The sequence below is a fragment of the Escherichia sp. WS1265 genome (genome assembly GCF_046487585.1).
GTDB classification, from domain to species: Bacteria; Pseudomonadota; Gammaproteobacteria; order Enterobacterales; family Enterobacteriaceae; genus Escherichia; species Escherichia coli.
In genome coordinates this window covers 45,287-64,527 of the sequence record NZ_JBJQJE010000003.1, presented here as the reverse complement: position 1 = coordinate 64,527, position 19,241 = coordinate 45,287, and the positions used below count along the sequence as shown (strand labels likewise).

The window sequence follows — 19,241 nt, the reverse complement described above, 5'->3', positions numbered from 1 at the left end:
TCGCAGAGTTGGCCCATTTCCGCAAACGCCAGAAAAATCAGCGCGACGGCCGCAAAAGGGGAGCGGGAATTGCAGGATGCAATCTCTGTAACAAGCGTAGCGGGTTTGCTTACACCCTCCGGTTAAGGAATGTACAATCAAACCAGTTGACGCCTGAATTGGGCAGTTAATGACCTTTTTACCCTACCAGTGTTTAAATTTGTGATCAACTTCACACATGGATTTCGTTTATGACTCATTGATGTAACTGATTATTTACACCAAATTTACAGAGAAGATTTCCTCGACCATTGCCCCCGCCAGACGCTGCGCTGAACAGAGTCGTGGCATCCCCAGCGCGACAGTTTGCCAGCGTTGGGTCACTGACCAGCAAACGGGTTGTTTATCTGCCGTGGTCCACTTTCCCAGCCAACTTAAAAAATCAGCATGCTCCCCGCCCGTCGGAATGGTCGAAGAGGCAAACCACTGATGGTAATAGTGACGCGTGGTCGGTGCCGCATTGATACTCTCTGCCAGATGTTGTGTCGCTTTCTCGCGCAAATCACCCAGCAACAACGCCACCGCTTGCGGGCTTCCCAGACGGCAGGCATCGCCAAATGCACCCCAGCGCAACTCCTCCAGAACGATAAAGCAGCGCCCAGGCAACGACCAGGCGTTATACGCCCCAGCACGCCAGCGGGTAAAAATTTGCTCGCTCTGATCACCCGCCTGCACCAGTAGGCCTCGTTGCGTTAACGCCTTTTCCTTCCAGCGACAACGGGCTGAAAACCACTCATACAAGGCGGCAATTTGCTGGGGGAGCTCCGGGAAAGCAGAGTGCTGGCGGTGATCCATTTTTTGCAGCAGCGCCAGATGCTGCGCGATCTGCGTCAGCGCCAGATGACCGGGATCCAGCATCGACGCCAGTTTTTCCACCAATGTCAGACGCAGGCTAAGCGGCGCATTTAACATCCCGCCGTTCGTCCATGCCTGAAGCTGCACACGCGCAAGAAGTTCCTGCATCAGTCGTTCACGAAACTGCTGCTGATGGGCTTGTGGATGGCGGGCATCATCGCCCTGCGCCAGATCCACTAAAAAGCGCGGATGAACCGACTCCAGCACGCGACCGGGGCCGTCCAGTAACGTCTTGGTCAATATCGTTCTGCCGTGAAAAGTGTTTGAATATCATCGCGTAACAGCTGAGCGTCGGTGTAAATCCAGCTGTGAGTCATCACAGCCTGCTGCAATTGCTGCTGCATCAGCCTGACCACCGATTCATTTTGTTGACGCAGAGCCAGGCTTTCGCGTAAACGCGTCTGTAATTCCGTCAAACATGAAGCGAACTCAGCGAAAAAAGTATTCATGCCTGCCGTAACAGATTCATCGACCTGCTCTGCCAGAACTTTAGCCATTTGTTGGCAATAAAGATCGACTTCTGCGCTTAATGCTCGTTGCAACACACTGTAATCAACCGTCTCTGTCGGGGATTTCTCATTTCCCCGTCCCCAGTCGGGCTGATTCAACCAGCGCGAAAAAGTCTCACGCACAACGCCTAAACGCGTGCTCTGCTCGTCCGTTGCTTCCTGGCGCGAAATGACTTCACTGAACAGCTGGCGAGTGTTGAAGTGGGGAACTGCGCCGTGAAAAACAGGAAAATGAAACCCAGGACGAAACCCTGACTCGCTCAATTCCATTTTGATTTGTTGCTCAATGGGGCGAATAACATCGGTTAACACCCGGCAAAGGGTGGATTCCAGCTCGGCAAAACGCAGCGTAAAGTCGCGACTAATGGTGTTCTGCGCCGTCTGTAACAGTGTCTCACAGCGGGTACGAATCTCGCTTAACGGCTCCGAATCATCCTGAAACAAGGCGGCTAACTGCGCATTCAGCGCATCTTGCTGTTGACGCAGAAAGTGGTTGGCGGAGGTCAGGGCCAGCTCGATTTCATGTTTAATCTCGCCGCTCACCTGCGCCTGATTGAGTTGCAATAGCTGCAAACTTTCTTCGATCTGATGGATATTTTGCCGCAATTGTTCACAAGCGACGTTTAACCCGTGCGCACGAAAATCCAGGTATTCCCGCGCCTGCTGCGCGTAATTCAACAGTTTATGCGCGGCAGATCGCAGAGCATACAACGAGGCGTTAGCGTAAGCGGCATGAAGCAACGCCTGAATTGGCTGGGCGAACAGCGAATCTTCCCACAACTGATCGGCAGCATGACGAATATGTTCGAGGTCAGCCAGATCGGCATGACGCCAGCGCCTGCCGAGCGCGGCATGGGCAAAATCTTCCACCCAGCGTTGTTGCTCTGGCGGTGGTAACTTACCGTTGTTGGCTAACTCATGGCGCGCCCGATTCGCCAGGTAGCCCCACATCGACGACACCGGAAATATCTGCTGTGGCGTAATACAGCCTTTCATCAGCGTCCCGGAAATCAGTGCCCGCACCTGGTCGGCGTCGTCACTGTTACGATCCTGTTGATCGAACTTATTGACCAGCACATACAGCGGCACCGATTGCCCCACCGCCAAAATCGCCTCACGGACCTCTTCATCGGAGATCGATTTCAGTTGCGTATAATCCAGCACCGCCAGTACCGCCGAGGCGCGTGCCAGCTGCTGGTTAAGCATTTTTTGCAGATGCGGTTGCCCGGCTTCATTTGGCCCGGGGGTATCCAGTAACGTCAATTGACCGGGATAACTCTCCAGCCCCGCCAGATGGACAAACTCCACTTCAATCACGGGAATATACTCAATGGCGGCGTAAGCAGAAAAAGGAAAATCGACGTCCAGCGCCTTCGCCAGTCGCACCAAATCATTCAAACTTTTCAGACAATGAAAAATAGGCTGGGCACCCAGATAATATTTTTCGAAAGCGACGCCATTTTCGATCCGCTGCATAAGCGCACGCATATCTTTATCTATTTCCAGCACATCGGTCAGATGCTTAATATCGCAATCACACAGGCGCTGTTGTAATTTTTGAATTAAACAATCGATTGGCGCGACATGTGAAAAATGCAGTACCGGTTCCTTTTGCCCGGGCGTATGGCGAATAAGCGTCGGCAGCGCAGTCATTGGGCGATTACGATTAGGCAAAACCTCCGTACCAACAATGGCATTAATGGTGGTTGATTTCCCTGCTTTCATGGTACCGACAATCGCCAGCACCATTTCCAGTCGGGAAATTTTACGCAACTCATTATTCAGCATCGCGTGACGTTCGGCGATATTAGGCTGACTCCAGGGTAAAGCCAGTTGTGGCGCATCGTCTCCGGGGACAGAGAGAGGCATTTTTTCCAGTAACTGCAACTGTTGGCGAGAAAGCTGTAACAGGCGTTCAGCCTCCTGACTTAACTCATACAGGGTCTGTGTGTACATAGAAAATTCTTCCTTAAAGCAAATTTTGTTACTTTTATTTAGCCAGATTGTTTTTGAGTTCTGTTTTCGGCTTTTATAATTACTGCAAGAAATAATTTTATATTTAGAGCGTTGTTTTTTATTAGAATAAATAACGTCTTCCGATACGTTTAAAACGTCAGAAAGATAAAAATATCATTTGAATTAAAAAAAGAACAAGTAGAGCATTAACCTTATCTTAAATAATAAATGGAGGCAAAAAGATTATTTTCTTTTTGCGTTTCCTTTCAAATGAAAACGATCGTCGTCTAAAATCAGCAGTACCCCCGACAAACTCAGGGATTTTGTGTATAATTGCGGCCTTTTTCGGCAATCTGCCGTTTTTTGGCGCTTTTGCCCTGCTGACTTTTGAGGAAATCCACATGTCATTACCACACTGCCCAAAATGCAACTCCGAATACACCTACGAAGATAACGGCATGTACATCTGCCCGGAATGTGCCTACGAATGGAACGACGCAGAACCTGCACAGGAAAGCGACGAGCTGATCGTTAAAGATGCTAACGGCAATCTGCTGGCTGACGGCGACAGCGTTACCATCATTAAAGATCTGAAGGTGAAAGGTAGCTCTTCGATGCTGAAAATTGGCACCAAAGTGAAAAACATCCGCCTGGTTGAAGGCGACCATAACATCGATTGCAAAATCGACGGTTTTGGTCCGATGAAACTGAAATCTGAGTTTGTGAAAAAGAACTGATTGTATTGTGATCGGTAAGCCGGATAAGGCGCTCGCGCCGCATCCGGCAACGATGCCGACAGCCTGATGCGACGCTGACCGCGTCTTATCAGGCTTCCCTCTCATCTGTATAAATTTCGAACTACACTTAACTGGCTTCTCTTAACTGAGGTCACCATCATGCCGTTAAGTCCCTACCTCTCTTTTGCCGGTAACTGTTCCGACGCGATTGCCTATTATCAACGTACGTTGGGCGCGGAACTGCTCTATAAAATCAGCTTCGGCGAAATGCCGAAATCAGCGCAGGACAGCGCCGAGAACTGCCCTTCCGGAATGCAATTTCCCGATACCGCCATCGCTCATGCCAATGTGCGCATTGCCGGAAGCGACATCATGATGAGCGATGCCATGCCGTCAGGAAAAGCCAGCTACTCCGGCTTTACGCTGGTGCTCGATTCGCAACAGGTCGAAGAAGGAAAACGCTGGTTTGATAACCTTGCAGCTAACGGAAAAATCGAAATGGCCTGGCAGGAAACTTTCTGGGCGCATGGCTTTGGCAAAGTCACCGATAAATTTGGCGTACCGTGGATGATTAATGTCGTCAAACAACAACCAACGCAATAACCCGCCGGGAGGCCCGCCCTCCCGCACTGTCATCGAATTCCCGTTAACTCTTCATCTGTTAGTCACTTTTAGTTAACAAAATCGTCACGATAATCCGCCACGATGGAGCCACTTTTTTAGGGAGGCTGCATCATGCAAACGATTATCCGTGTCGAGAAGCTCGCCAAAACCTTCAATCAGCATCAGGCGCTGCATGCGGTTGATCTGAACATTCATCACGGTGAAATGGTGGCTCTGCTTGGGCCGTCCGGTTCCGGCAAATCCACCCTTTTACGTCATTTAAGCGGTTTGATTACCGGCGATAAATCTGCCGGTAGCCATATCGAGCTGCTGGGCCGCACAGTCCAGCGCGAAGGCCGCCTGGCCCGCGATATCCGCAAAAGCCGCGCCAACACCGGCTACATCTTCCAACAATTCAACCTGGTGAATCGCCTGAGCGTACTGGAGAACGTGCTGATTGGCGCGCTCGGCAGCACGCCATTCTGGCGCACCTGTTTTAGTTGGTTCACCCGCGAGCAGAAACAGCGCGCGTTACAGGCGCTGACCCGTGTTGGCATGGTGCACTTTGCCCATCAGCGCGTTTCCACCCTCTCCGGCGGACAGCAGCAGCGTGTGGCAATTGCCCGTGCGCTGATGCAGCAGGCGAAGGTGATTCTGGCCGATGAACCCATCGCCTCGCTGGACCCGGAATCGGCGCGCATCGTGATGGACACCCTGCGCGACATTAACCAGAACGACGGCATTACCGTGGTCGTCACGCTGCATCAGGTGGATTACGCCCTGCGCTACTGCGAACGCATCGTCGCCCTGCGCCAGGGGCACGTCTTCTACGACGGCAGCAGCCAACAGTTTGATAACGAACGTTTTGACCATCTCTACCGCAGCATCAACCGCGTCGAAGAAAACGCGAAAGCTGCCTGACATCCCCATCATTGAGGAAAACGAATGAACGCTAAGATAATTGCCTCGCTGGCCTTCACCAGCATGTTCAGCCTCAGCACCCTGTTAAGCCCGGCGCACGCCGAAGAGCAGGAAAAGGCGCTGAATTTCGGCATTATTTCAACGGAATCACAGCAAAACCTGAAACCGCAATGGACGCCGTTCTTGCAGGATATGGAGAAGAAGCTGGGCGTAAAGGTCAACGCCTTCTTTGCCCCGGACTACGCGGGCATTATCCAGGGGATGCGCTTCAATAAAGTGGATATCGCCTGGTACGGCAATCTGTCGGCGATGGAAGCGGTGGATCGCGCCAACGGTCAGGTCTTCGCCCAGACGGTCGCGGCGGATGGATCGCCAGGTTACTGGAGCGTGTTGATCGTCAACAAAGACAGCCCGATCAACAACCTGAACGATCTGCTGGCGAAGCGGAAAGATCTCACCTTCGGTAATGGCGATCCTAACTCCACCTCTGGCTTCCTCGTCCCCGGTTACTACGTCTTCGCCAAAAACAATATCTCCGCCAGCGACTTCAAGCGCACCGTCAATGCCGGGCATGAAACCAACGCGCTGGCCGTCGCCAACAAGCAGGTGGATGTGGCGACCAACAACACCGAGAACCTCGACAAGCTGAAAACCTCCGCACCGGAGAAGCTCAAAGAGCTGAAAGTGATCTGGAAATCGCCGCTGATCCCAGGCGATCCGATCGTCTGGCGCAAAAATCTGTCCGAAACCACCAAAGACAAGATCTACGACTTCTTTATGAATTACGGCAAAACCCCGGAAGAGAAAGCGGTGCTGGAACGCCTGGGCTGGGCCCCGTTCCGCGCCTCCAGCGACCTGCAACTGGTGCCGATTCGCCAGCTAGCACTGTTTAAAGAGATGCAGGGCGTGAAAAGCAATAAAGGGCTGAATGAGCAGGACAAGCTGGCGAAAACCACCGCGATTCAGGCGCAGCTGGATGACCTGGACCGCCTGAACAACGCGTTAAGCGCGATGAGTTCGGTGAGTAAAGCGGTGCAGTAAATCGTAAGTCGGATAAGACGCCACGGCGTCGCATCCGACAATGTGCAGACGTTGATGCCGGATGCGGTGCAAGCACCTTATCCGGCCTACAGACCGGAGCCAAACATGCAAACCATCACCATCGCCCCACCCAAGCGCAGCTGGTTCTCGCTTCTGAGCTGGGCCATTGTACTCGCCGTGCTGGTCGTCTCGTGGCAGGGCGCGGAAATGGCCCCGCTCACGCTGATTAAAGACGGCGGCAACATGGCGACGTTCGCTGCCGACTTCTTCCCGCCCGATTTCAGCCAGTGGCAGGATTACCTCACCGAAATGGCCGTCACGCTGCAAATCGCCGTCTGGGGCACCGCGCTGGCGGTGGTTCTCTCCATCCCCTTCGGCCTGATGAGCGCCGAAAACCTGGTGCCGTGGTGGGTTTACCAGCCCGTTCGCCGCCTGATGGACGCCTGCCGCGCCATTAACGAGATGGTCTTCGCCATGCTGTTCGTGGTCGCCGTCGGTCTCGGTCCGTTCGCTGGCGTACTGGCGCTGTTTATCCACACCACCGGCGTGCTCTCCAAACTGCTTTCCGAAGCGGTAGAAGCAATTGAACCCGGTCCGGTGGAAGGTATTCGCGCCACTGGTGCCAACAAGCTCGAAGAGATCCTCTACGGCGTGCTGCCGCAGGTGATGCCGCTGCTGATCTCCTACTCCCTCTATCGCTTCGAATCCAACGTCCGTTCGGCCACCGTTGTTGGCATGGTCGGCGCTGGCGGGATCGGCGTCACCCTGTGGGAAGCGATTCGCGGTTTCCAGTTCCAGCAAACCTGCGCCCTGATGGTGCTGATTATCGTCACGGTCAGCCTGCTGGATTTCCTCTCTCAATGGTTGCGTAAGCACTTTATCTGATAAGCGAGGCATTGATATCTATGCACTTGTCTACACATCCGACCAGCTACCCAACACGCTATCAGGAGATAGCCGCAAAACTTGAGCAGGAGCTTCGTCAACACTACCGCTGCGGCGACTATCTTCCCGCCGAGCAGCAACTGGCGGCGCGCTTTGAGGTGAACCGCCACACCCTGCGCCGCGCCATCGACCAACTGGTGGAAAAAGGCTGGGTACAGCGCCGTCAGGGCGTCGGCGTGCTGGTGCTGATGCGCCCGTTCGATTACCCGCTCAACGCCCAGGCGCGTTTTAGCCAGAACCTGCTGGATCAGGGCAGCCATCCCACCAGCGAAAAACTGCTGTCGGTGCTGCGCCCGGCCTCCGGTCACGTCGCTGACGCGCTGGGGATAACCGAGGGCGAGAACGTTATCCACCTGCGCACCCTGCGCCGGGTCAACGGCGTCGCGCTCTGTTTAATCGACCACTACTTTGCGGACCTCACCCTCTGGCCGACGCTGCAACGCTTCGACAGCGGCTCGCTGCACGATTTTCTGCGCGAGCAAACGGGGATTGCGCTGCGCCGCAGCCAGACGCGGATCAGCGCCCGCCGCGCCCAGGCCAAAGAGTGCCAGCGTCTTGAAATCCCGAATATGTCGCCGCTGCTGTGCGTGCGCACCCTTAACCACCGTGACGGTGAAAGCAGCCCGGCGGAGTACTCCGTCAGCCTGACGCGCGCCGACATGATTGAATTCACTATGGAGCACTGAATGCACGCAGATACCGCGACCCGCCAGCACTGGATGTCCGTACTGGCACACAGCCAACCGGCTGAACTGGCAGCCCGCCTGAAGGCGCTGAACATCACTGCCGACTATGAAGTAATCCGCGCCGCTGAAACCGGCCTGGTGCAGATTCAGGCGCGGATGGGTGGCACCGGCGAACGCTTTTTTGCTGGCGACGCCACGCTCACCCGCGCCACCGTACGCCTGACTGACGGCACGCTCGGCTACAGCTGGGTGCTGGGGCGCGACAAACAGCACGCCGAACGCTGCGCGCTGATTGACGCGCTGATGCAGCAAACCCGCCATTTTCAAAACTTATCAGAAACCCTTATTGCCCCGCTGGACGCTGACCGTATGGCACGCATTGCCGCACGCCAGGCCGAAGTGAACGCCAGCCGGGTCGACTTCTTTACGATGGTTCGCGGAGATAACGCATGACCCTGGAAACCGCTTTTATGCTTCCTGTGCAGGATGCCCAGCACAGTTTTCGTCGCCTGTTAAAGGCCATGAGCGAGCCGGGCGTGATTGTCGCCCTGCATCAGCTCAAACGCGGCTGGCAGCCGCTGAATATCGCCACCACCAGCGTGCTGCTGACGCTGGCCGATAACGACACGCCGGTGTGGCTTTCTGCGCCATTAAGTAACGATATCGTCAGCCAGAGCCTGCGTTTTCATACCAATGCGCCGCTGGTCAATCAGCCGGAACTGGCGACCTTCGCGGTAACGGATGAGGCGATTTCCAGCGAACAGCTTAACGCCCTTTCCAGCGGCACCGCTGTTGCGCCAGAAGCGGGCGCGACGCTGATTTTACAGGTCGTCAGCCTGAGCGGCGGGCGCATGCTGCGCCTTACTGGCGCGGGTATTGCCGAAGAACGAATGATCGCTCCGCAGCTGCCGGAGTGCATTCTGCACGAACTTACCGAGCGCCCGCACCCGTTCCCGCTCGGCATCGACCTGATCCTGACCTGCGGCGAGCGGCTGCTGGCTATCCCGCGAACCACTCATGTGGAGGTGTGCTGATGTACGTTGCCGTGAAAGGGGGCGAGAAGGCGATCGACGCCGCCCACGCCCTGCAAGAGAGCCGACGCCGGGGCAATACCGATTTGCCTGAACTGAGCGTCGCCCAGATTGAACAGCAGCTTAATCTTGCAGTAGATCGCGTGATGACCGAAGGCGGCATTGCCGACCGCGAACTGGCGGCGCTGGCGCTGAAACAGGCCAGCGGCGATAACGTCGAAGCGATTTTCCTGCTACGCGCCTACCGCACCACGCTGGCGAAGCTGGCGGTAAGCGAGCCGCTCGACACCACGGAGATGCGTCTCGAACGGCGTATTTCAGCGGTTTATAAAGATATTCCCGGCGGCCAGCTGCTTGGCCCAACCTACGACTACACCCATCGCCTGCTCGATTTCACCCTGCTGGCAAACGGCGAAGCGCCGACGCTGACCACCGCCGACAGCGCACAACAGCCGTCGCCGCACGTTTTCAGCCTGCTGGCGCGTCAGGGGCTGGCGAAGTTTGAAGAAGATAGCGGCGCACAGCCGGACGACATCACCCGCACGCCGCCGGTTTACCCCTGCTCACGTTCTTCCCGTTTGCAGCAGCTCATGCGCGGAGACGAAGGCTATTTGCTGGCGCTGGCCTACTCCACCCAGCGTGGTTACGGACGCAATCATCCGTTCGCAGGCGAAATCCGCAGCGGCTATATCGACGTGTCGATTGTGCCGGAAGAGCTGGGATTTGCGGTGAACGTCGGCGAACTGCTGATGACCGAATGTGAAATGGTCAACGGTTTTATCGACCCACCGGATGAGCCGCCGCACTTCACGCGCGGCTACGGGCTGGTGTTCGGCATGAGCGAGCGCAAAGCGATGGCAATGGCGCTGGTTGACCGCGCTCTGCAAGCCCCGGAGTACGGCGAGCACGCGACAGGCCCGGCGCAGGATGAAGAGTTCGTGCTGGCGCATGCCGACAACGTCGAAGCCGCAGGCTTTGTCTCGCACCTTAAACTCCCGCACTACGTCGATTTCCAGGCCGAACTGGAGCTACTCAAACGTCTGCAACAGGAGCAGAACCATGGCTAATCTGAGCGGCTACAACTTTGCTTACCTCGACGAGCAGACCAAACGCATGATCCGCCGCGCCATCTTAAAAGCGGTAGCGATCCCCGGTTATCAGGTACCTTTTGGCGGGCGCGAGATGCCGATGCCGTACGGCTGGGGAACTGGTGGTATCCAGCTTACCGCCAGCGTGATTGGCGAAAGCGACGTGTTGAAGGTGATTGACCAGGGCGCGGATGACACCACCAACGCCGTGTCGATTCGCAACTTCTTTAAGCGCGTGACCGGGGTAAACACCACTGAACGTACGGACGATGCGACGCTTATCCAGACGCGCCACCGCATCCCCGAAACGCCGCTGACCGAAGATCAGATCATTATTTTCCAGGTGCCGATCCCGGAACCGCTGCGCTTTATCGAGCCGCGCGAAACGGAGACCCGCACTATGCACGCGCTGGAGGAGTACGGCGTGATGCAGGTGAAACTGTATGAAGATATCGCCCGCTTCGGTCATATCGCCACCACTTATGCCTATCCGGTGAAGGTGAACGGGCGCTACGTGATGGACCCGTCGCCGATCCCGAAATTCGATAACCCGAAAATGAACATGATGCCCGCCCTGCAGCTGTTCGGCGCAGGGCGCGAGAAGCGCATCTATGCGGTGCCGCCGTTTACCCGCGTGGAAAGTCTCGATTTCGACGATCACCCGTTCACCGTTCAGCAGTGGGATGAGCCATGCACCATCTGCGGATCGACCCACAGCTATCTCGACGAAGTGGTGCTGGATGACGCCGGAAACCGCATGTTTGTCTGCTCCGATACCGATTATTGCCGCCAACAGAGCGAGGCAAAAAACCAATGAATCAACCGTTACTTTCGGTCAATAACCTGACCCACCTTTACGCGCCGGGCAAAGGCTTTAGCGATGTCTCTTTTGATTTATGGCCGGGGGAAGTGCTGGGCATCGTCGGGGAATCCGGCTCCGGGAAGACCACGCTGCTGAAATCAATTTCCGCGCGTCTGACGCCGCAGCAAGGGGAGATTCACTATGAAAACCGTTCCCTCTATGGCATGAGCGAGGCCGACCGCCGTCGCCTGCTGCGCACCGAATGGGGCGTGGTGCATCAGCATCCACTCGACGGCCTGCGCCGCCAGGTGTCGGCAGGCGGCAATATCGGCGAGCGGCTGATGGCGACCGGGGCGCGTCATTACGGCGATATTCGCGCCACCGCGCAGAAGTGGCTGGAAGAGGTGGAGATTCCCGCTAACCGGATCGACGACCTGCCAACCACCTTTTCCGGCGGCATGCAGCAGCGTTTGCAGATTGCCCGCAACCTGGTGACGCATCCGAAGCTGGTGTTTATGGACGAACCAACCGGCGGGCTGGATGTATCCGTACAGGCGCGCCTGCTCGACCTGCTGCGCGGCCTGGTGGTGGAGCTGAACCTGGCGGTAGTGATTGTTACCCACGATCTGGGCGTCGCCCGCCTGCTGGCGGACCGTTTGCTGGTGATGAAACAGGGGCAAGTGGTGGAGAGTGGGTTAACCGACCGCGTGCTCGACGACCCGCACCACCCGTACACCCAGTTGCTGGTGTCATCGGTTTTGCAGAATTGAGCCAGTGCCGGATACGGCGTAAACGCCTTATCCGGCCGACAAATGCGCTCCCCGTAGGTCGGATAAGACGCGTCAGCGTCGCATCCGACACCCGAACCACGAGGCGAAAAATGATTAACGTACAAAACGTCAGTAAAACCTTCATCCTGCACCAGCAAAACGGCGTGCGCCTGCCCGTCTTACAACGTGCCTCGCTCACCGTCAACGCAGGCGAATGCGTGGTGCTTCACGGCCACTCCGGCAGCGGAAAATCAACCCTGCTGCGCTCGCTGTACGCCAACTATCTGCCCGACGAAGGGCAAATCCAGATCAAACACGGTGAGGAATGGGTAGACCTGGTCACTGCGCCAGCGCGCAAAGTGGTGGAGATCCGCAAAACCACCATCGGCTGGGTGAGCCAGTTTCTGCGCGTTATCCCGCGTATTTCGGCACTGGAAGTGGTGATGCAGCCGCTGCTCGATACCGGCGTACCGCGTGAAGCCTGCGCCGCTAAAGCCGCCCGATTACTGACGCGCCTGAACGTGCCTGAACGCCTGTGGCACCTGGCACCATCGACCTTCTCCGGCGGCGAACAGCAGCGCGTCAACATCGCCCGTGGCTTTATCGTCGACTATCCGATTCTGCTGCTGGATGAACCCACCGCCTCGCTGGACGCTAAAAACAGCGCCGCGGTGGTGGAACTAATTCGCGAAGCCAAAGCCCGCGGCGCGGCCATCGTCGGTATCTTTCATGACGAAGCCGTACGCAATGACGTCGCCGACCGCCTGCACCCGATGGGAGCCTCTTCATGATTATCAATAACGTCAAACTGGTGCTGGAAAATGAAGTGGTGCACGGTTCACTGGAAGTACAGGATGGCGAAATTCGGGCCTTTGCCGAAAGCCAGAGCCGCCAGCCGGAAGCGATGGACGGCGAAGGTGGCTGGCTACTGCCCGGACTGATTGAGCTGCATACCGACAACCTCGATAAATTCTTCACCCCGCGCCCGAAAGTCGACTGGCCCGCCCATTCGGCGATGAGCAGCCACGACGCGCTGATGGTGGCAAGCGGCATCACCACCGTACTGGACGCCGTGGCGATTGGTGATGTGCGCGACGGCGGCGATCGGCTGGAGAATCTGGAGAAGATGATCAACGCCATCGAAGAGACGCAGAAACGCGGCGTCAACCGCGCCGAGCACCGCCTGCACCTGCGCTGCGAACTGCCGCACCACACCACGTTGCCGCTGTTTGAAAAACTGGTGCAGCGCGAACCGGTGACGCTGGTATCGCTGATGGACCACTCGCCAGGCCAGCGCCAGTTCGCCAATCGCGAGAAGTATCGCGAATATTATCAGGGCAAATATTCCCTCACCGATGCGCAGATGCAGCAGTACGAAGAAGAGCAATTGGCGCTCGCCGCACGCTGGTCGCAGCCAAATCGCGAAACCATCGCCGCAATGTGCCGCGCGCGACACATTGCCCTCGCCAGCCACGATGACGCCACGCACGCCCACGTTGCCGAATCTCACCAGCTTGGCAGCGTGATCGCCGAATTTCCCACCACGTTCGAAGCGGCAGAAGCCTCGCGCAAGCATGGCATGAACGTGCTGATGGGCGCGCCGAATATCGTGCGCGGCGGTTCGCACTCCGGCAACGTGGCGGCCAGTGAACTGGCGCAGCTTGGCCTGCTGGATATCCTCTCTTCCGACTACTACCCCGCCAGCCTGCTCGATGCGGCATTTCGCGTCGCCGATGACGAGAGCAACCGCTTTACGCTGCCGCAGGCGGTGAAGCTGGTGACTAAAAATCCGGCGCAGGCGCTTAATCTTCAGGATCGCGGAGTGATTGGCGAGGGCAAACGCGCCGACCTGGTGCTGGCGCATCGCAAGGGCAACCACATTCATATCGACCACGTCTGGCGTCAGGGTAAAAGGGTGTTCTGATGACGGGAAAACTGATTTGGTTAATGGGGGCCTCTGGCTCCGGAAAAGACAGTCTGTTGACGGAACTCCGCCAGCGGGAACAAACTCAGTTACTGGTGGCGCATCGCTACATCACGCGCGATGCCAGCGCCGGAAGCGAAAATCATATCGCCCTGAGCGAGCAGGAGTTTTTTACCCGCGCGGGGCAAAATCTGCTGGCCTTAAGCTGGCACGCCAACGGCCTGTATTATGGCATCGGCGTCGAGATTGACCTCTGGCTGCACGCTGGATTTGACGTGGTGGTCAACGGCTCACGCGCCCATCTGCCGCAGGCGCGGGCGCGCTATCAATCGGCGCTGCTGCCCGTTTGTTTACAGGTTTCGCCAGAGATCCTGCGCCAGCGCCTGGAAAACCGTGGTCGTGAAAATGCCGGTGAAATTAACGCCCGACTAGCACGCGCTGCCCGCTATACTCCTCAGGATTGTCTTACGCTCAATAATGACGGCAGCCTGCGCCAGTCGGTCGACACGCTGCTGACGCTGATTCATCAGAAGGAGAAAAACCATGCCTGCTTGTGAGCTTCGCCCGGCTACGCAGTACGACACCGACGCAGTTTACGCGCTGATTTGTGAGCTAAAACAGGCGGAGTTTGACCACCATGCGTTTCGCGTGGGGTTTAACGCCAATCTGCGCGACCCGAACATGCGCTACCATTTGGCGCTGCTGGATGGCGAAGTTGTCGGCATGATCGGCCTGCATTTGCAGTTTCATCTGCATCATGTCAACTGGATCGGCGAAATTCAGGAACTGGTGGTGATGCCGCAGGCGCGCGGTCTGAACATCGGCAGTAAATTACTGGCATGGGCAGAAGAAGAAGCCCGCCAGGCCGGGGCAGAAATGACCGAGCTTTCCACCAACGTCAAGCGCCACGACGCGCACCGTTTCTATCTGCGCGAAGGCTACGAGCAGAGCCACTTCCGCTTCACCAAGGCGCTGTAACATGAGCCTGACCCTCACACTTACTGGCACTGGCGGCGCACAGGGCGTTCCCGCATGGGGCTGTGAGTGCGCGGCCTGCGCCAGAGCGCGGCGCTCACCGCAGTATCGCCGCCAGCCATGCAGCGGCGTCGTGAAGTTTAACGACGCGATCACCCTGATCGACGCCGGGCTGCACGATCTCGCCGATCGCTGGTCGCCCGGATCGTTCCAGCAGTTTTTGCTGACGCACTACCATATGGATCACGTGCAGGGGCTGTTTCCGCTGCGCTGGGGCGTGGGCGATTCGATCCCGGTCTACGGCCCGCCGGATGAACAGGGCTGCGACGATCTGTTTAAACATCCGGGCCTGCTTGATTTCAGCCACACGATGGAACCGTTTGTGGTGTTTGATTTGCAGGGGTTGCAGGTCACGCCCCTGCCGCTCAACCACTCAAAACTGACCTTCGGTTATCTGCTGGAAACGGCACACAGCCGGGTGGCGTGGCTGTCTGACACCGCTGGCTTGCCGGAAAAAACGCTGAAATTTTTACGCAATAATCAGCCGCAGGTGATGGTGATTGATTGCAGTCACCCGCCGCGCGAGGATGCACCGCGTAATCACTGTGATTTAAATACCGTGCTTGCGCTGAATCAGGTTATCCGCTCGCCACGGGTGATTCTGACCCATATCAGCCACCAGTTTGATGCGTGGCTGATGGAAAACGCACTGCCGTCGGGGTTTGAGGCGGGGTTTGATGGGATGGAGATTGGGGTGGCGTGATGGGAGGGAATGTGCGCGCTGGCCCCCTCACCCTAACCCTCTCCCCAGAGGGGCGAGGGGACCGATTGTGCTCGATATTGAATATTGCGCTGGTTTTCTCCCTCGCCCCATTGGGGAGAGGGCCGGGGTGAGGGGCGATGCCTGCTCCATACCCAACATCAACGCCCATACTCATCTTCCATTCTCCGCTCTTCATCTTCTAGCTGCCGACGCTCCTGATCCAGCTGGCGCTGGCGATCGTCCAGCTGCCTGCGGCGATCTTCAAACTGGCGGCGGCGATCGTCATATTGTCTGCGCCGATCGTCGTTCACTTCACGCTGCCAGCCGTCGTCGCGCGAATCTTCATAGTCTCGCCCACGGTCAGGGTTATAAGCGTCGTTAATCGCCTGCTGAATATTGCCAATGGTGTCGTCGATAATATCGGCCTGGGCCGGAACGGTGGACAGCGTGAGCAGGGTGAATAAAAGAAATAGCGGAAAGCGTTTCATTAGCCAACCTCAAAAAGAAACTCTATCCACATTAGTCATTACTCATCCATGCAAGTAGTGGATGAATCTCAATTTCTCCGCTGCTCTATTGCCGTAATCGCCTCCACGCGTTGTTGATGACGACCGCCTTCGTACTGCGCGCCCAGCCACGCATCCACAATCATTTTTGCCAGTTCGAGGCCAACCACTCGTGAACCAAAAGCCAGTGCAACTTCACTGGCGTAATGCGGATAATCAGTACGCTCTGACGACCTGGTTTCTTTATCAATCCCCTCACTCATTGACCATGAATAAAAGGCTGGCACAGCAACGCAGAATCCTGCGGTGCCAGCGACATGACCGCCCATTGCTCCGGTACGTTTTTTAATAAAAAACACCGGTTGCATTGATTAATTGTGCTCAGTATTTGCCGAAGTACAATATATATAATAAATATATAAAACACCTCATATTATTTACAGAGATAATAAATTCGCGTACTTTTCCCTCTTCAGCACAAATGCCTAATAAAGTGGCGCGTTCAGCTCACACTTCTACTTATTAAAGTCGCAATTTCCCAATTATGATAACGCCAGCTTTAAATGACGTATTTTGCATGGATTACATATTTACGACATAAATGATAAATGGAGATTTATATGAATAACTCTCGGTTATTCCGTTTGAGCAGGATTGTTATTGCGTTAACTGCCGCCAGCGGCATGATGGTAAATACCGCTTACGCAACAGATGAAGCGAAAGCCGCCACTCAATATACCCAACAGATTAATCAGAATTACGCCAAATCATTACCTTTTAGCGATCGTCAAGATTTTGACGATGCCCAGCGTGGATTTATCGCTCCGCTGCTGGATGAAGGTATTCTGCGTGATGCTAACGGCAAAGTTTACTACCGCGCAGACGATTACAAATTTGATATTAATGCCGCTGCGCCGGAAACCGTAAACCCCAGCCTGTGGCGTCAGTCGCAAATCAACGGTATTTCTGGCCTGTTCAAAGTCACCGATAAAATGTATCAGGTGCGCGGCCAGGATATCTCTAACATTACGTTCGTTGAGGGCGAGAAAGGCATTATTGTTATCGACCCGCTGGTGACGCCGCCTGCCGCAAAAGCCGCACTTGATCTTTACTTCCAGCATCGTCCGCAAAAACCGATTGTTGCTGTGATTTACACCCACAGCCACGCCGACCATTATGGCGGTGTGAAAGGCATTATCTCTGAAGCGGATGTTAAATCCGGCAAAGTGCAGGTGATCGCTCCGGCAGGCTTTATGGACGAAGCCATCAGCGAAAACGTGCTGGCGGGTAACATCATGAGCCGCCGTGCGCTCTACTCTTACGGTCTGTTACTGCCGCACAACGCGCAAGGCAACGTGGGCAACGGCCTGGGCGTGACGCTGGCAACCGGCGACCCGAGCATTATTGCACCGACTAAAACTATCGTCAGAACTGGCGAGAAGATGATTATCGACGGCCTGGAGTTTGACTTCCTGATGACTCCGGGTAGCGAAGCGCCAGCCGAAATGCACTTCTATATTCCGGCCCTGAAAGCCCTGTGTACCGCCGAGAACGCCACGCATACCCTGCACAACTTCTACACTCTGCGCGGCGCGAAAACCCGCGATACCAGCAAGTGGACCGAGTACCTGAACGAAACGCTGGATATGTGGGGTAACGACGCGGAAGTACTGTTTATGCCGCACACCTGGCCGGTCTGGGGCAATAAGCATATCAATGATTATATTGGTAAATATCGCGATACTATCAAGTACATTCACGACCAGACCCTGCACCTGGCGAACCAGGGCTACACCATGAATGAAATCGGCGACATGATTAAGCTGCCGCCTGCGCTTGCCAATAACTGGGCCAGCCGCGGCTATTACGGTTCTGTCAGCCACAACGCCCGCGCGGTGTATAACTTCTATCTTGGCTATTACGACGGTAACCCGGCTAACCTGCATCCATATGGTCAGGTGGAGATGGGTAAACGTTACGTGCAAGCTCTGGGCGGTTCTGCCCGCGTCATCAACCTGGCGAAAGAAGCGAACAAGCAAGGTGATTATCGCTGGTCGGCAGAACTGCTGAAACAGGTGATTGCCGCCAACCCTGGTGACCAGGTCGCGAAGAATCTGCAAGCGAATAACTTTGAACAGCTGGGCTATCAGGCCGAGTCCGCCACCTGGCGCGGTTTCTACCTGACCGGCGCGAAAGAGCTGCGCGAAGGGGTGCATAAATTCAGCCACGGCACCACCGGTTCCCCGGACACCATTCGCGGAATGTCGGTCGAAATGCTGTTCGACTTTATGTCCGTTCGCCTCGATAGTGCGAAAGCCGCGGGTAAAAATATCAGCCTGAACTTCAATATGAGCAACGGCGATAACCTCAACCTGACGCTGAACGATAGCGTGCTTAACTACCGTAAAACGCTGCAACCTGAAGCCAACGCCTCTTTCTACATCAGCCGTGAAGATCTTCACGCCGTGCTGACCGGACAAGCCAAAATGGCGGATCTGGTAAAAGCGAAGAAAGCCAAAATTATTGGCAATGGCGCGAAACTGGAAGAAATTATTGCCTGTCTGGATAATTTCGATTTGTGGGTGAATATCGTAACCCCAAATTAATGCCACTCACTTTTGGGGGCCCTTAAGCCCCCAAAAGCATTTATTTAAAAAATATATACAGCAAATTAATACATAAAATATATAAGTTATGAATGCGGTGGCTGAATAAAGCTATTTTTATTCATCGAGAAAATAGCCATACTGACGCCTTCAATGGATATTGATATTCACTACAGATATTGTTCGCAGCAGACAGGATGTATTTAATATGCCAACAGTTCTCTCTCGCATGGCGATGCAACTCAAAAAAACAGCCTGGATAATTCCCGTCTTCATGGTTTCGGGATGCTCATTATCTCCGGCAATCCCGGTGATCGGCGCTTATTATCCCAGCTGGTTTTTCTGCGCCATTGCCAGCCTTATTTTGACGCTCATCACGAGGCGAATTATTCAGCGGGCAAATATCAATCTGGCATTTGTCGGAATTATTTATACCGCCCTTTTTGCTCTCTACGCCATGCTGCTCTGGCTGGCATTTTTCTAA

Annotated in this window: 22 protein-coding genes; 18 read left to right on the top strand and 4 right to left on the bottom strand. The window is 55.5% G+C overall.

All coding sequences use genetic code 11. The annotated features are described in order from the left end of the window. Window positions 1-255 precede the first annotated feature (255 nt). Both ACJHX3_RS04235 and crfC read right to left on the bottom strand, forming a co-directional pair. Entirely contained in the window at window positions 256-1,134 is an 879-nt protein-coding gene (locus ACJHX3_RS04235; RefSeq protein ID WP_024042036.1) for a YjcZ-like family protein, read from the bottom strand. Next, entirely contained in the window at window positions 1,131-3,359 is a 2,229-nt protein-coding gene (crfC, locus tag ACJHX3_RS04230; protein ID WP_000288559.1) for a clamp-binding protein CrfC, read from the bottom strand. The genes ACJHX3_RS04235 and crfC overlap by 4 nt, the downstream gene beginning before the upstream one ends. Window positions 3,360-3,760: 401 nt before the next feature. Between crfC and ACJHX3_RS04225 the strand changes: the two genes are divergently transcribed. The 16 genes from ACJHX3_RS04225 (at window position 3,761) to phnP (ending at window position 15,645) form a co-directional block, all read left to right on the top strand. Further along, window positions 3,761-4,096: a zinc ribbon domain-containing protein YjdM gene (locus ACJHX3_RS04225; RefSeq protein WP_001300891.1), complete on the top strand. Its 336-nt coding sequence runs from the start codon at window positions 3,761-3,763 to the stop codon at window positions 4,094-4,096. A gap of 159 nt (window positions 4,097-4,255) precedes the next feature. Further along, complete coding sequence (gene yjdN, locus ACJHX3_RS04220) at window positions 4,256-4,699, top strand: VOC family metalloprotein YjdN (protein ID WP_001131339.1); 444 nt, start codon at window positions 4,256-4,258, stop codon at window positions 4,697-4,699. A gap of 132 nt (window positions 4,700-4,831) precedes the next feature. Next, on the top strand, window positions 4,832-5,620 hold the full coding sequence (phnC, locus tag ACJHX3_RS04215; protein WP_001193398.1) for a phosphonate ABC transporter ATP-binding protein: 789 nt from the start codon (window positions 4,832-4,834) through the stop codon (window positions 5,618-5,620). A gap of 24 nt (window positions 5,621-5,644) precedes the next feature. Continuing rightward, the gene (gene phnD / locus ACJHX3_RS04210) at window positions 5,645-6,661 is read left to right on the top strand and encodes a phosphonate ABC transporter substrate-binding protein (RefSeq protein WP_000992000.1); all 1,017 of its coding nucleotides are present in this window, start codon (window positions 5,645-5,647) and stop codon (window positions 6,659-6,661) included. Between the two features lie 105 nt (window positions 6,662-6,766). Then, window positions 6,767-7,546 (top strand): phosphonate ABC transporter, permease protein PhnE, encoded by a 780-nt coding sequence (gene phnE, locus ACJHX3_RS04205; RefSeq protein WP_094321805.1) that lies wholly within the window; start codon window positions 6,767-6,769, stop codon window positions 7,544-7,546. 20 nt (window positions 7,547-7,566) lie between these two features. Next, entirely contained in the window at window positions 7,567-8,292 is a 726-nt protein-coding gene (gene phnF, locus ACJHX3_RS04200; protein ID WP_001295387.1) for a phosphonate metabolism transcriptional regulator PhnF, read from the top strand. Continuing rightward, the gene (gene phnG / locus ACJHX3_RS04195) at window positions 8,293-8,745 is read left to right on the top strand and encodes a phosphonate C-P lyase system protein PhnG (RefSeq protein WP_000542773.1); all 453 of its coding nucleotides are present in this window, start codon (window positions 8,293-8,295) and stop codon (window positions 8,743-8,745) included. Continuing rightward, window positions 8,742-9,326 carry a phosphonate C-P lyase system protein PhnH gene (gene phnH, locus ACJHX3_RS04190; protein ID WP_000171616.1) on the top strand — a complete coding sequence of 195 codons (585 nt, stop codon included), beginning with the start codon at window positions 8,742-8,744 and terminating at the stop codon, window positions 9,324-9,326. The genes phnG and phnH overlap by 4 nt, the downstream gene beginning before the upstream one ends. Continuing rightward, entirely contained in the window at window positions 9,326-10,390 is a 1,065-nt protein-coding gene (phnI, locus tag ACJHX3_RS04185; RefSeq protein ID WP_001317555.1) for an alpha-D-ribose 1-methylphosphonate 5-triphosphate synthase subunit PhnI, read from the top strand. Before phnH ends, phnI begins: the two co-directional genes overlap by 1 nt. Then, on the top strand, window positions 10,383-11,228 hold the full coding sequence (gene phnJ / locus ACJHX3_RS04180) for an alpha-D-ribose 1-methylphosphonate 5-phosphate C-P-lyase PhnJ (protein ID WP_094308595.1): 846 nt from the start codon (window positions 10,383-10,385) through the stop codon (window positions 11,226-11,228). The genes phnI and phnJ overlap by 8 nt, the downstream gene beginning before the upstream one ends. Next, window positions 11,225-11,983, top strand: coding sequence for a phosphonate C-P lyase system protein PhnK (gene phnK / locus ACJHX3_RS04175; protein ID WP_001075518.1), 759 nt, complete (start codon window positions 11,225-11,227; stop codon window positions 11,981-11,983). Before phnJ ends, phnK begins: the two co-directional genes overlap by 4 nt. 110 nt (window positions 11,984-12,093) lie before the next feature. Beyond that, window positions 12,094-12,774 (top strand): phosphonate C-P lyase system protein PhnL, encoded by a 681-nt coding sequence (phnL, locus tag ACJHX3_RS04170; protein ID WP_000611435.1) that lies wholly within the window; start codon window positions 12,094-12,096, stop codon window positions 12,772-12,774. Next, window positions 12,771-13,907 (top strand): alpha-D-ribose 1-methylphosphonate 5-triphosphate diphosphatase, encoded by a 1,137-nt coding sequence (phnM, locus tag ACJHX3_RS04165; RefSeq protein ID WP_000586310.1) that lies wholly within the window; start codon window positions 12,771-12,773, stop codon window positions 13,905-13,907. The genes phnL and phnM overlap by 4 nt, the downstream gene beginning before the upstream one ends. Next, on the top strand, window positions 13,907-14,464 hold the full coding sequence (gene phnN, locus ACJHX3_RS04160; RefSeq protein WP_024043639.1) for a ribose 1,5-bisphosphokinase: 558 nt from the start codon (window positions 13,907-13,909) through the stop codon (window positions 14,462-14,464). The genes phnM and phnN overlap by 1 nt, the downstream gene beginning before the upstream one ends. Next, a complete protein-coding gene (gene phnO / locus ACJHX3_RS04155; protein ID WP_001110486.1) occupies window positions 14,451-14,885 on the top strand; it encodes an aminoalkylphosphonate N-acetyltransferase in 435 nt (144 codons plus the stop codon). The genes phnN and phnO overlap by 14 nt, the downstream gene beginning before the upstream one ends. 1 nt (window position 14,886) lies before the next feature. Next, complete coding sequence (gene phnP / locus ACJHX3_RS04150) at window positions 14,887-15,645, top strand: phosphonate metabolism protein PhnP (protein WP_024043640.1); 759 nt, start codon at window positions 14,887-14,889, stop codon at window positions 15,643-15,645. A gap of 158 nt (window positions 15,646-15,803) precedes the next feature. Here the strand turns inward: phnP and yjdP are convergent, their stop codons facing one another. Beyond that, window positions 15,804-16,133: a DDRRRQL repeat protein YjdP gene (gene yjdP, locus ACJHX3_RS04145; RefSeq protein WP_000819739.1), complete on the bottom strand. Its 330-nt coding sequence runs from the start codon at window positions 16,131-16,133 to the stop codon at window positions 15,804-15,806. A 68-nt stretch (window positions 16,134-16,201) separates the two neighbouring features. Further along, window positions 16,202-16,519: an RpiB/LacA/LacB family sugar-phosphate isomerase gene (locus tag ACJHX3_RS04140; protein ID WP_001183282.1), complete on the bottom strand. Its 318-nt coding sequence runs from the start codon at window positions 16,517-16,519 to the stop codon at window positions 16,202-16,204. A 252-nt stretch (window positions 16,520-16,771) separates the two neighbouring features. Here ACJHX3_RS04140 and yjcS point away from each other — a divergent pair, with 252 nt between their 5' ends. Together yjcS and ACJHX3_RS04130 are read left to right on the top strand one after the other, a co-directional pair. After that, window positions 16,772-18,757, top strand: coding sequence for an alkyl sulfatase YjcS (gene yjcS / locus ACJHX3_RS04135; protein ID WP_001366716.1), 1,986 nt, complete (start codon window positions 16,772-16,774; stop codon window positions 18,755-18,757). A 208-nt stretch (window positions 18,758-18,965) separates the two neighbouring features. Next, window positions 18,966-19,241: a YtcA family lipoprotein gene (locus tag ACJHX3_RS04130; protein ID WP_001309139.1), complete on the top strand. Its 276-nt coding sequence runs from the start codon at window positions 18,966-18,968 to the stop codon at window positions 19,239-19,241.